This is a genomic window from Mariniflexile fucanivorans (assembly GCF_004341235.1).
Classification (GTDB): Bacteria; Bacteroidota; Bacteroidia; order Flavobacteriales; family Flavobacteriaceae; genus Mariniflexile; species Mariniflexile fucanivorans.
On record NZ_SLUP01000002.1, the window covers coordinates 453498 to 465619 of the forward strand.

11 protein-coding genes are annotated in these 12122 nt (G+C 32.8%); 5 read left to right on the top strand and 6 right to left on the bottom strand.

The features are described 5' to 3' along the window. Position 1: 1 nt before the first annotated feature. Positions 2-1273 (top strand): tyrosine-type recombinase/integrase, encoded by a 1272-nt coding sequence (locus EV196_RS05530; RefSeq protein WP_132215865.1) that lies wholly within the window; start codon positions 2-4, stop codon positions 1271-1273. 24 nt (positions 1274-1297) lie between these two features. Here EV196_RS05530 and EV196_RS05535 read toward each other — a convergent pair whose 3' ends face one another. The 3 genes from EV196_RS05535 to EV196_RS05545 form a co-directional block, all read right to left on the bottom strand. Then, positions 1298-2197 (bottom strand): IS1595 family transposase, encoded by a 900-nt coding sequence (locus EV196_RS05535; protein ID WP_132215867.1) that lies wholly within the window; start codon positions 2195-2197, stop codon positions 1298-1300. A 609-nt stretch (positions 2198-2806) separates the two neighbouring features. Further along, entirely contained in the window at positions 2807-3472 is a 666-nt protein-coding gene (locus tag EV196_RS05540) for a response regulator transcription factor (RefSeq protein WP_132215870.1), read from the bottom strand. Between the two features lie 3 nt (positions 3473-3475). Continuing rightward, entirely contained in the window at positions 3476-5392 is a 1917-nt protein-coding gene (locus tag EV196_RS05545; protein WP_132215873.1) for an ATP-binding protein, read from the bottom strand. A gap of 220 nt (positions 5393-5612) precedes the next feature. On the opposite strand from EV196_RS05545, the gene EV196_RS05550 reads away from it, so the two are divergent. Then, entirely contained in the window at positions 5613-5981 is a 369-nt protein-coding gene (locus EV196_RS05550) for a hypothetical protein (protein ID WP_132215876.1), read from the top strand. Between the two features lie 92 nt (positions 5982-6073). Beyond that, complete coding sequence (locus tag EV196_RS05555; protein WP_207902812.1) at positions 6074-7333, top strand: DUF819 family protein; 1260 nt, start codon at positions 6074-6076, stop codon at positions 7331-7333. 374 nt (positions 7334-7707) lie between these two features. Here EV196_RS05555 and EV196_RS05560 read toward each other — a convergent pair whose 3' ends face one another. Continuing rightward, positions 7708-8598, bottom strand: coding sequence for a diacylglycerol/lipid kinase family protein (locus EV196_RS05560; protein ID WP_132215879.1), 891 nt, complete (start codon positions 8596-8598; stop codon positions 7708-7710). 64 nt (positions 8599-8662) lie between these two features. Between EV196_RS05560 and EV196_RS05565 the strand changes: the two genes are divergently transcribed. Together EV196_RS05565 and EV196_RS05570 are read left to right on the top strand one after the other, a co-directional pair. Next, positions 8663-9631: an App1 family protein gene (locus tag EV196_RS05565; protein ID WP_132215882.1), complete on the top strand. Its 969-nt coding sequence runs from the start codon at positions 8663-8665 to the stop codon at positions 9629-9631. 412 nt (positions 9632-10043) lie between these two features. Continuing rightward, positions 10044-10514, top strand: coding sequence for a hypothetical protein (locus EV196_RS05570; protein WP_132215885.1), 471 nt, complete (start codon positions 10044-10046; stop codon positions 10512-10514). A gap of 358 nt (positions 10515-10872) precedes the next feature. Here EV196_RS05570 and EV196_RS05575 read toward each other — a convergent pair whose 3' ends face one another. Both EV196_RS05575 and EV196_RS05580 read right to left on the bottom strand, forming a co-directional pair. After that, positions 10873-11184, bottom strand: coding sequence for a hypothetical protein (locus tag EV196_RS05575; protein WP_132215888.1), 312 nt, complete (start codon positions 11182-11184; stop codon positions 10873-10875). Positions 11185-11579: 395 nt separating this feature from the next. Continuing rightward, the gene (locus EV196_RS05580) at positions 11580-11990 is read right to left on the bottom strand and encodes a hypothetical protein (protein WP_132215890.1); all 411 of its coding nucleotides are present in this window, start codon (positions 11988-11990) and stop codon (positions 11580-11582) included. Positions 11991-12122 lie beyond the last annotated feature (132 nt).

The window sequence follows — 12122 nt, forward strand, 5'->3', positions numbered from 1 at the left end:
AATGCAAAGTTCTTCTTTTTTTAACTACTCCACAACTTTTTGTGTGGAACACGGCGTGGAGAAAAAATTTACAGAACCAAAGATATACCATGGAGGAAAGCATTTTGACATTTCCAAACGGTGGTATATTTATTATTCTTATGCACATCCTACCTCGAAAGGTAAACATGGGCACCCCCTATTAGTGCGACAAACACCCATTACCTTAAAGGTTAACCGTAATTATAAAACTAGGGAGAAACGGCTATTCCATTTAGGAATCATAAAGGATGTCCTCCATGAAATGCTGAAAAAAGGTTTTTCCCCTTACAAAAATGAGTTCAAATATGAATCCACGGATTATACTGCAGAAGCTGCATTAGACTATGTATATTCATTAAAAGCAGAGAATTTGAGCGATACGTCAATATCAGATTATCGCAGCAGGTTGAACCAGTTCAAGGCTTATCTCAAGAACAAAGGACTGCTAGAAAGAAATGTGTTGGAAATAACCAAACAGATTGTCAATAGTTACCTTAATGGAATCCTTAAAGCAACAAGTGCACGTAACCGTAATAACACCCGAGCAGTTCTGATCGCTCTTTTCGGCGTACTGGAGGACAATGATATGATTCCAAGGAACTTTATAGCCAATATAAAAGTGTTAGAAACAAATTCTGTAAGGCACCAAACCTACGCATTGGATGTATTGGAAGGCCTGTTCGCCTACATGAAGGAGAACGATCCATTGTTATTGTTGTTCATAAAATTTGTCTCCTATAATGTTTTGCTACCCATTGAGGTTTGTCGCTTAAAATTAAGGGATGTCAATTTAGACCAAAAGCTATTATATTTTAAAGCAAAGAACAAACCTGCCAAAACTAAAATTATACCTGATATAATCTTTAATGAAATTGCGGAATTTGATTTTTCGGTTCAAGATCATTTTCTGTTTACACCGAATGGTATTGGTCCCTGGCCTATTAAAGAAAACTTTCGCAGGGATTATTTCACAAAACGGTTTAAAAATTTAAAAGAGAAATACAACAAATATCTTATAGAACAAGGTGAGACCCTTCAATTGGGAAGTGAATACACCGTTTATTCCTTCAGGCACACATTTATTACCCTGCTTTTTCGAAAATTTCGAGAAGAGTTTTCATATTCAGAAACATGTGATAAACTGATGCTCATTACGGGACATTCAACTTTGAAAGCTCTTAAAACCTATCTAAGGGATATTGACGCAGAATTGCCTGAGGATTATAGTGGCTTACTTGGTTTGAAAGGTTAATCTAGAAATAAATTAATTGACTTATTAATTTAGTTTACATACTATTTGTTTATTAGTAATGGGTTTATGATTTACCATTTTCATAATTGTACTGTGCCAAATCGTTTTCTTTGATTGGGATCTATTGATTCGATATGAAAACTCATCAAAATATTTTTGGATATGATCTTTACTCACGTGAGTTGGGATGGTTCTTATCCAAGACCTTACTTGGTGGACGATAATGTGAAGCTTCTTAAAGTTTTTACCATTATCACTTTTAATTTGTGTGATATCATAGGTGTCTTTTAATGGTTCATAGCCACGCCATTTATCTGTAAATACTTTAGCTGAAGTAGCAATATGTTCCTCAAAAATAGGTGTTAAGGATTTACAGGAATAATCATCAATGGACTTTATGTACACGCGTTTTACCTGATGTTTGTTTGTGAGTTCTACGGCTATTATCGCTTTTTTCTTTTTAGAATCATAACTTCTTCCTTGTTTCCCTTCTTCTTTTCCGCCTACGGTAAATTCATCTACATGCACTAAATCTTCTAAAGGATATTTTTTACTGCTTTCCATGGCTTTGCGTACTTTTTGCATAAAAAACCAGGTGGATGTTTGGCTTACCCCATAACGCTCTGACAACTGAACGCTCGATAGACTTTTGCTACTTGTGGTCATTTCAAAAACAATACAAAATGCTTTTTGAAGCCCAAATTTAACCTTATGGAATAAAGTGTTTGCAGTAGCACTTTCAACATGATGACAGTTATAACAATGGTATTTATGATCTTTTTTCATGCAGCCTTTATGACTTTGACATTTTGAACATGTAAACCCATCTTGCCATTTGTATTTGGTCAAATAGGCTTTACAAACATCATCATTTGGTAGTTCTTTTACAAAGTTTAATATGTTTTTACCTTCAAATTGTTCCATACACCAATGTTTTAAGGTATTAAATTACGGAATTTATATTAATAAGTCAATAAAAAAAATAGGAAGAGGAACAGAATGAAAATTAATTTCTGTTTTTTTGCGGACTTGATTCACGCTTTTTACTGGGAATGGAGAGTTCCTTTCCAGCCCCGAAGTTTCGGGGCGGAAAGGGTAACCAGAATGAAAAATCAAAAGTGGAGATTGTGTCCAAAATCTTTGTTAATAAAGCTCTTTTTTCGAAATGGAGTTTTTTGCGGAAAGCAGGAAAATGTGCTAAGTGCAAAAAAAAGAGCATAGTATACCACCTACAGCGGATAAAAGTGAGCATTGTTAAATTGTCAATAATTCATAGTAGTGTATTAGTTTAAAAGCCGCAAATAATTTGGTTCAAATTATCCAATTTTAATAGTTCTCATTATCCGTCCCATCCAGTGATAACAAAACTTTTCACTAAGGTATTCCGTAGTTAGACATAAAAAAAGCACGTTCAACCAAACGTGCTTTTCACTTATCCCTCTGTGCCGATAATAGCATTAGGTATTAATAGCGTTACAAACATATTGCTTATCAAGCATGTTCTTTTACGGAAATCCGTAATTGCTGAAAATATTAAATAAGCCCTAAATCTTTTGCTGTTGCCACCAAGTGGATGGCGTTATTGGCTTTAAATACAATCCGCAATTTATTCAATCGTTTTTCGATAGAACTTAAACTACTAGGAGACATGTTTTTGGTTTTGAAGTAGGCACTTATTTCCTCCTGCGACAATCCGTTAGAAAGGTGTTCTAATAGTTGAATATCGTAGTCGTCTATTTCTAAATCTTGATTTGTATTAAACGCTTGTGATACTTCTGGCGATAAATAAGTAGCATCACTTAGCACACTTTTAATGGCTTTTCCTAATTCTATTAACCCATTTCTGCTCTTGCATACATAGGCATCAATTTGATAATCGGAAATTAACGTTCTTACTTTTTGAAGGCGATCTTCAACCGAATAAACAATTATTTTTAGGCTTGGGTATTCTTCTTTTAAGGTTTTTATTAAAGATTCTCCTGATGGAAATCGTTGTTCCCTATAATCGGATTTAAAAGATAAATCTGAAATCAACAACTGAAACGGAGCATCATCTAAAATAGCTTTTTTAATCCTTAAATAAGCATCGTCGCAATATTGTACTTGCTGAATTTCTTTAACACCTAATTCACAAAGGGATGTATAAACCCCTTTATTGATGTCTTGCATGTCTTCGGAAATTAAAACTTTAGTAAACATGTTTTAAATTATTATTTGAACTTTAAAACCATTCTCAGGTTTTGATTCAAAAGTAATCCTTCCATTTATTGTTGCCATACGGTTTTCCGTATTATGCAAACCATTGTGCTTTACAAGGTCGCAACCAACGCCATTATCTTTATAATCTATGGTTATTTTATTTCCAGACTGATTAAAATTTAAAGCGACTAACGATGCTTTGCTATGCTTTCGCATGTTCGTCATCAATTCTTGTAAAACTCTAAAAAGTGTTATCTTTTTTAAGTCTGATAAATTATCCCAATTGACATTTGACTTATTTTTTGTGATGACGTTTATAGAGTCGTTCTTGTAGCTAAAAAGTAAATCTTTTAAAAGTTCGCTGTAATTTTCATGAACATCAATAATGTTATTTTCTTTTGAAATATCTCTGGTTTTAAGATAAACATGCTCTAAATCGTCTAAAATTTTGTCTTTAGAATTATCTTTACTTTGAAGTTTGGTCATAATATGATAAATATCATTAGCCACTTCATCATGTACTTTTTTTGATATTCGAGTTTCTGTATTATAAACTTCTTGAATCTTATCTTTTTTATGTATTGATTTAATAATAAAATACAGGAAAACTGTGAACAAAACACCTATTACAACTATTGATTTGTAAATGGTTTTATTCAACTTTTCTTTTTCTGCTTTTAACTCACTTTCTTTAAATTTTAGCTCAATATCCCGTGCTTCTTTTTCTTTCTGAAAATAATTATACTTCACAAAAGCATACTTATTTTCATTGATTTGTTTAGCATTTGAAATGCTATCGGATAGCAATTTATACTCAATTATTTTTCTACTGCCTTCTGTTTCAACTAAAAAAGAAAGAGCCTCTAAACGTTCCAACGGATTTTTGGTTTGTTGACTTATATTATATGCTTGTTGCGCATAATATTTTACCTTTTTCATGTCATTTCTGTCTTTGTAGTATTCCGACATTGCCATGTAACTTGAAAATAACCCGTGTATATCATTCTTTTGCTTTCTAAATGACAATGCATTGCGCATATCTGTTAAAGCTTCAGCATTATTTAATTTTCCTTTTACAAAACCTAGGTTACTTAATGATCTTGCCATTTGTAAAGTATCCTGAATTTTTAGACTGTTATCATAAACTATTTGGAACTCCTTTAATGCGGGCTTGAAGTTTTTTTGCTCTTTAAAAGTATTTGCTTTGTTATTATGGATGATGTTAAGGTAACTCGAATTTGTAGTTAATTTCAATAATTTATCATACAAATCTATGGCAGCGTTATAATTACCCAATTCGTTATATACAATACCTAAATGATTGTATAACCCAATTTTTGATTGCAGCGTTTCTTCATTTTGTTTTAATGCATCTACAATTGTAATAGCCTCTACGGCTGTTCCCTCACTTTCATGTACCAGACCTAGATTATATTGAATACTGGACATAAACCTTAAATCCCTTAAAATTCCTAAGGAATCCTTCAATGCAACATTTAGTGATTTATGTTCTTGGTAGTATGTGTAGGCATTCAATAAGCTATCACTTAATCTGCTGTAGTCTGCTAATTTTCTATAGGCCGTTACAAGTTTAGAAGTGTCTTTGGTTTTTTCGCTTTTCTTTAAAAGGATTTTTGCAGTAGATATAGCACTATTATAATCTCCCATTGCTGAGAACAGATAGCTTTTTCTGTCTAACCCGTTTAATATATAATAAGTGTTATTTTTTTTGATTGCAAGATCAAGTAACTTACTGGCATTTATAAAGTTTTGTTCATAATTTTGAGATGTATCTTCACTTAATTTGTGATAATAACTTAAACTGTCTATCGTTTTTTGAGCGTTCACAGTATACAATCCAAAAATAGTGGTACTCACTAATAAACAAAAAAAGAGGAATGATGATTTTATGCCTTTCATTCCTCCAAATTAACAACTAATTTTTAGTTAATATTTATAGTAAAAAAATATTTTGTCATTTTTTCTCTTCTGGTGATAAGATTTCTCCATTAGCTACCAAAGTTTGCAAAAAAAACGATTTAAGCGAACCACTTAAAACAGAAATTTTTGAGCCACTTAAAAACTCATTTTCAGCCTAAGCTACAATAATTATTGCTATAATCACTTTTTTCCGCTGAAGGTGGCTCACATTGCCCCCCCCTATCCATTAAACACAGCCAAAGAATTGTATGAGTATCTAAATCAAAAATCACTATTTAATCCAGATGGAAATATAAAGAAAAGTGAGTTTTATATTAATGTAGCTAATAAACACAATACCAATAATAAAATTGACGCTGAAGGACGATTCCCGTACAACTATAAATATGAAAAAAATGTCGGAGAAATTCAAAAGTATGTAAAAATAGTCCCTTTTAGAAGGGCTAATATTTCTAATGATATTTTGACCCGTTTTCAGACGCAAAAACCCACCATATATAAGTTAATGCAGACTTTTAATGAAACGAGTAACAAAGTAAACTTTTTAGAAAAGAAAGATAAAATATGATTACAATTGTACTTCAATAATATTCCTTTATTCCCTTGATAATTACACGCACTTTTTTACCTTTCCATTAATTCTAAATTTTAAAACTAATTATGATTCAAAAACCAGCCGCCTTAATAACCAACGATGCTGTTGTATTAGGAATACTAATGATAATTCTAGGTTTAATTTTCTTCACTTCATCAAGTGAGAAACCTTTCTTTAAGAAATTTTACAGTATCATACCTTCGGTATTATTATGTTATTTTATTCCGGCTATTTTCAATACGTTCAATATTATATCTGGTGAAACTTCTAAATTATATGCCATTGCCTCTCGTTATTTATTACCTGCAAGTTTAGTACTCCTTACGTTGTGTATTAATTTTGTTGCACTAAAAAAATTGGGCAAAAAAGCCATAATCATGTTTTTAGCTGGAACACTAGGAATTATAGTTGGTGGTCCATTAGCTCTATATATGGTGGGCAGTTTTTTTCCTGAGGTCGCATTTTCTAACGGGGAAGAGGTTTGGAAAGGTTTATCTACAATAGCCGGTAGTTGGATTGGCGGCGGAGCAAACCAAACGGCCATGTTGGAAGTTTTTGGCGCCAGCAAAAGTATGTTTGCACAAATGATTGCCGTCGACGTGCTCGTTGCTAATTTATGGATGGGATTTTTACTTTATGGAGCACAAAAAAAAGACAAAATAGATAAATGGTTAAAAGCTGATAATAGTCAAATTACAGCACTAGAGAACCAGCTAGAAGAAGAACAGGCAGGAAAAAGAAAACCACTTGACACCAACAATCTTATGATAATATTGATGGTTGCCTTTGGTATTACTGGTATTGGCCACTTTTTAGCTGACATTCTAGCTCCTTTTTTTAAAAACAATTATCCTGAATTAGAAAAATATTCGTTCACAAATGAATTTTTTTGGTTGGTAATTATAACTACAACGCTTGGCGTCGCTTTATCATTTACTAAAGTTCGAAAAATAGAAAGTTATGGCGCATCAAAAGTAGGCACCGTATTTTTATACATCCTTGTCGCCACTATAGGAACTCATATGAATCTTGGAGCCATATTTGACAATCCGTTGCTTTTCTTCGTTGGTATCATTTGGATTACTATACATATTATTGTAATGATTATCGTAGCCAAAATCATTAAAGCTCCTTTCTTTTATGTTGCTGTTGGTAGTCAAGCTAATATAGGTGGAGCAGCCTCAGCACCAATTGTGGCGGCAGCATTCAGTCCATTTTTAGCCCCAGTTGGTGTTCTACTAGCTGTTTTAGGATACGCAGTAGGCACTTACGGTGCTTATGCTTGCGGATTATTATTAGCTGAAGTATTTCATTTGATTACTTAATGCTAAAAGCTAGAATTAAAACGACCAATGCGTACTTTCGTCTACATTTATTGTATAATAAAATCTTATAGAGATAAAACGCTCTCAATTAATAACCCGGAGGTCGGGGGATTGTGCCCCCTCTCGCTACAAGGTATAAAATTCAGTAATCAAGCGGTTTCACACCGCTTTTTTATGCTAAAGACTAAAGGAAATCCTTTAAAAGTACACTCTGAGATCGTATCAGAAGCGGAGTCAATGGGTTATCCTGAGTTTTTGTCACATTTAAAACCTATTGTTCATAAGGAACGAAATTTTTAATAGCATTTTTAATTATAACATGCAAACAATTTGTCGTTAAATTGTAGTAATTTATTCCTTTTTAAAACCTATTATCAAAAATCTTTTGGTACCATGATTTTTAGTTTCCGCTGTAATATTGAGGCTTCAATTTTTGTAGTTTTCCCGATAAATTCCCCATCTATCTGAAGTGAAATTGATTTTTTAGAAGTTATGACAGCCTTCGTGGTTGAACGGAATTCCATAAAATCACTATCCATTTCCGAATTCTGGTTCAGGGTTTTAAAAATATCAACGACATCCAGTTTTTTGAAAATGACCACTTCAAATACACCGTCGTCGAGTTTTCCATGCGGATTTATCATTGCCCCAGTTCCAAATTGTTTAGCATTGGCAATGGCTATTAAAATACCTTCTTTTTCCAAGGTTTCGTTATTGGTTTGAATTTTAAAATGATAAGGATATTCTGATGTTATCAAGGTTGGAATAGTTTGAAGTGCATAGCCCAGTTTTCCTCTTAAAGGAGAGTTCTCGAAATTTTCAATCAATTCCGCGTTGATGCCAACATCTGCAATATGTAAACAGATATGGCCGTTTATGGAAAGCAAATCCATCGCTATAGAATGGGCACCCAATGCAATTTGAATTTGGGTTTCAACGTCATCCGTCAGTTTAAGGTTGGATGCCAACCCATTTGCTGAACCTGCTGGAAGGATACCAATGGAAATGTCTTGATTATAGATGGTTTCCGCAACGAATTTTATGGTGCCATCGCCGCCCATCACCAAAATATGGCGGATGTGGTGCGTTATCACATATTTTAGAATATTTTTCTTATCATCACTTTCATTTCCAGTTGTTTCATATTTTAAAAGTACCAGATTACGATGCGCCACTTCCAATTCAAGTTGTTTCAATAAGGTTTCGTTCCCTGAATTTCCAGAGATTGGGTTCGCCACCAACAAAAGTTTGTTTTTCGATTCCATAACATTTTTAAAATCCCATAAATTTAAGTATTTTAGAAACTATAAAGATAAATTTCCTTACAATTTGGCAAAATTAGATTTAAAATTATATAGAGGTTACGTCAACAATAAAGAACTTATTGTTTCTGGACACGTTTTTAAATCTTGGGCACCAGACAAATATCGTTTAGATGGCAAAGGCATTAGGCATGCCGTGGCCATTGTCCACATGTTCCGAATTAAGACATATCCAAATATTGAAGTGACCTTACATTTTAAAAATACTACAATTACCACCAAAACATTGGAAGACGGTTTTTTCAGATTTACCATTCCGTTTTCAGAGCCTTTGGAAAGTGGCTGGCATCCCTATACGGTGACATGCGCCGTTTCCAAATTTGGGATTGTTAATTACGATGAACTGCTAAAACCTTTTGAGGGCAAATTGGGTATTATATCAGATATTGACGATACGTTTCTCATTTCGCATAGCGACAGTATTTTTAAGAAACTATACGTTCTCTTGTTGAGAAACCTCAACAGTAGAAAGATTTTTGAAGATGTTGTGCAGCACTATAAAGCATTGAGCATGGCCGGACAGACCAATGCGGTAGCGTCCAATTCTTTTTTTTACGTATCGAGCAGTGAATGGAATTTATATGAATTTATTGATGCCTTTGCACGCCTGCACGAACTCCCAAAAGCAGTAATCAAGTTAAAAAAAATAAAATCGGGTATTTCTGATTTTCTTTTTACAGGAAGAGGCAGTCATGATCATAAGTTTACTAAAATAAAGGAAATCATTTCATTCTACCCGCACCTTCAATACGTTTTGCTTGGTGATGATACACAGCAAGACCCTTATATATACGAGCGTATCTGTAAAATATTTCCCGAAAACATTAAGGCTGTCTATATACGCCAAACACGTTCGCACCCCAAGTTATCATTGGATGGAACTTTAAAGAATATTAAAAGTTTAAATGTAGCGGTCTGTTATTTTAAATTAAGCAACGAAGCTATTGCTCATTCTAAAGAAATCGGAATTATTTAATATTTCATTATAAATTTTATAATGGCATATTGCCAAGTATTAAATACAACCCGTTGGGTATAATTATTTCTAAAGCCAATTTTATATTTAATTGTCACATTGAGCGTGTCGAAATGCAAACTTTATGAGGTCTTCGACAAACTCTGACTGACATTTAGATTCTAATTGGCTGTAAAGTTGGAAGTAAAAAAAATATTCTAATTAATTTTCATTAATTACACCCAACGGGTTAAATACAATGATATTTGCTGGTCGAGAAAAAAATTTCAAAAATTAATAGCGTTAAAAAATTAGCTTTTTAAGCAAATATTCTTTGTTTTTTAATGATAACTTTATCTATGCTAATCTAAAATTTAAGAACATGAATACTACAAAATTTTCGGAAAATAGGATTGATCGTGTTTTCCACAACGTGGAGCAAGCAAATGCATATTACGACGATTTGATCGATTTGGGATATAATAACGACAACATTACCGTGCTTATGTCAAAAGAAACCAAGGATAAATTTTATGCCACAAACCCACATATTGAAAAAACAGGTGACGCTGCATTAAAGGGTGCTGGCACTGGAGGTCTTATAGGTGGTGCGATTGGAGCGGTTGCTGGTGCGGTTGCAGCCATAGGAACAAGTTTGTTGATACCCGGGCTTGGGCTGGTCATCGCCGGACCCTTAGCGGCTGGTTTTGCAGGTGCAGGAGCGGGAGCAACTGGAGGAGCGATAATAGGTGCATTGACAAATGCGGGACTATCCCACGACGTTGCTACAGAATACAAAGATTATATTGAAAAAGGTAAAATAATTATTTCTGTTGAGCCAAAAAACAAATCTCACCATACTACCATTTCCAGTTATGGAGATGTGATATATCCTATTTACTAAGAAGTATAAATTGCTTATTTCTATTGAGTCACGTTGGAAACCTAGGTTTTCAACGTGACTATTTATAAATAATCTCAGAAAATAACATGAAATATTCATATAGCATTTGATGATCTTTCTAGTTCATTTTATTTTCAATCCAATCTTACAGAAGATTATCCAAATATTATTCAATTACATACGAAAATATACTTACCTAACTGAATGAACGTTCTGTTTTTAACAGAAGTAGCTCACTTTTACTTTACTTCCTCAGATTGTTAGAAGGAAAAAAATTATCAGCTAATCAATGCGAGCCTCAAACAAGAATTTATAATTAAAAAAAACCTCGCTAATTGCGAGGTTTAAAAGGAAAGGATTAGCTATTTTGATAGCGTTGTTTCCTGTAGTTTTGATTATCATCGTCATACTTATCATAATCCCAATTCTTGATTTCATCTTGAACTTGATCACGGCTGCGATTCGTTTTATTTGCAATACGATCGGTCATGTCATCAAATTTACCATTTCGATATTGAGTATCCTCATTTGAAAGGCTAGGATATTTTTCTCTGTATTGGTCTCTTACACGATTCCAATTATTTTCAGTTTGATTTCCGAATTTTTGATTTTGAAAATCTTTATTTTGATTCTGTGAATCATTTTCTCTGTTTTGATCTTTAGTATTCATAATTTTTGATTTTAAATTTAATAATACCCTAAAATTAATAGTTTGTAATATTATATATTTGACTTATAAACTCGAAAATTAACCCAAAAAAAAAATTAACAATTTTAAAATGAGAGGGTTATAAATAATTGCGATTAAGCCAATTTCAATAATCCATTTCTTAGTAGCTGCTTGGTTATGTTACAACTAAAAAGGGCAATCAATAGATTTTTAAGTTGAAAATAAGTAAGGACTAAACAATAATAATGGAGTAAGTTGAATATTGAAATATATCAGTTCACATTTTCAACGATATGCATAAAGGGTTTGAAAGTCAAATTATAAATACTGAAATCCCACAAATTTTTTTGCCTCTAAAATTTATGTGAGAGTTAACCAGAAAAATATTCTAATATCTAAGCTGGATTGTTTTTAAACCATTCACGATACATCGAATATTGTGCTTCGTTAAGTACAGCACTTAACAAAGAATTGTGCTCTTCTATTTTTTCTTGGTCATACATATCGTAATTGGGATTATTTTTTTTCCATGTTCCCATTACGGTTTGGTAATCGTGCTCATAACGGCGTTGTTGTTCTTCTGTCATGCTCAAATCCTTGTACATTTTTTGGGTTCTTGAATTTGTATAATCGGCATTTTCAATTTTTGTTCCCTTTTGGGAATGCGATGTTTTAGGATTTCCATTGCGTGACTGCTTATGGGAATTATGATCATTGGCCGACGATTTTCCTTTTAAACCAAAGACTAAATAGGAAACTGCTGAAGTAAGTCCGACCAAAGCTAAAAATTTAATTAATTTATTCATGTTTTATATTTTTATTTTTTTAATACGGTTTCAATATATTGTTTGATACTGAAATTTATTGACGTAAAAAGTTTAAAAATTTGCTCTAAAAAATGTCATAACATTTATGATTATTTTAATTCTATAGATTTA

Excerpts from the sequence above, each read along its gene's own strand:
- EV196_RS05530 (WP_132215865.1), top strand. The coding sequence starts at position 2 with ATGCAAAGTTCTTCTTTTTTTAACTACTCCACAACTTTTTGTGTGGAA.
- EV196_RS05535 (WP_132215867.1), bottom strand. The coding sequence starts at position 2,197 with ATGGAACAATTTGAAGGTAAAAACATATTAAACTTTGTAAAAGAACTA.
- EV196_RS05540 (WP_132215870.1), bottom strand. The coding sequence starts at position 3,472 with ATGTTTACTAAAGTTTTAATTTCCGAAGACATGCAAGACATCAATAAA.
- EV196_RS05545 (WP_132215873.1), bottom strand. The coding sequence starts at position 5,392 with ATGAAAGGCATAAAATCATCATTCCTCTTTTTTTGTTTATTAGTGAGT.
- EV196_RS05555 (WP_207902812.1), top strand. The coding sequence starts at position 6,074 with ATGATTCAAAAACCAGCCGCCTTAATAACCAACGATGCTGTTGTATTA.
- EV196_RS05560 (WP_132215879.1), bottom strand. The coding sequence starts at position 8,598 with ATGGAATCGAAAAACAAACTTTTGTTGGTGGCGAACCCAATCTCTGGA.
- EV196_RS05575 (WP_132215888.1), bottom strand. The coding sequence starts at position 11,184 with ATGAATACTAAAGATCAAAACAGAGAAAATGATTCACAGAATCAAAAT.
- EV196_RS05580 (WP_132215890.1), bottom strand. The coding sequence starts at position 11,990 with ATGAATAAATTAATTAAATTTTTAGCTTTGGTCGGACTTACTTCAGCA.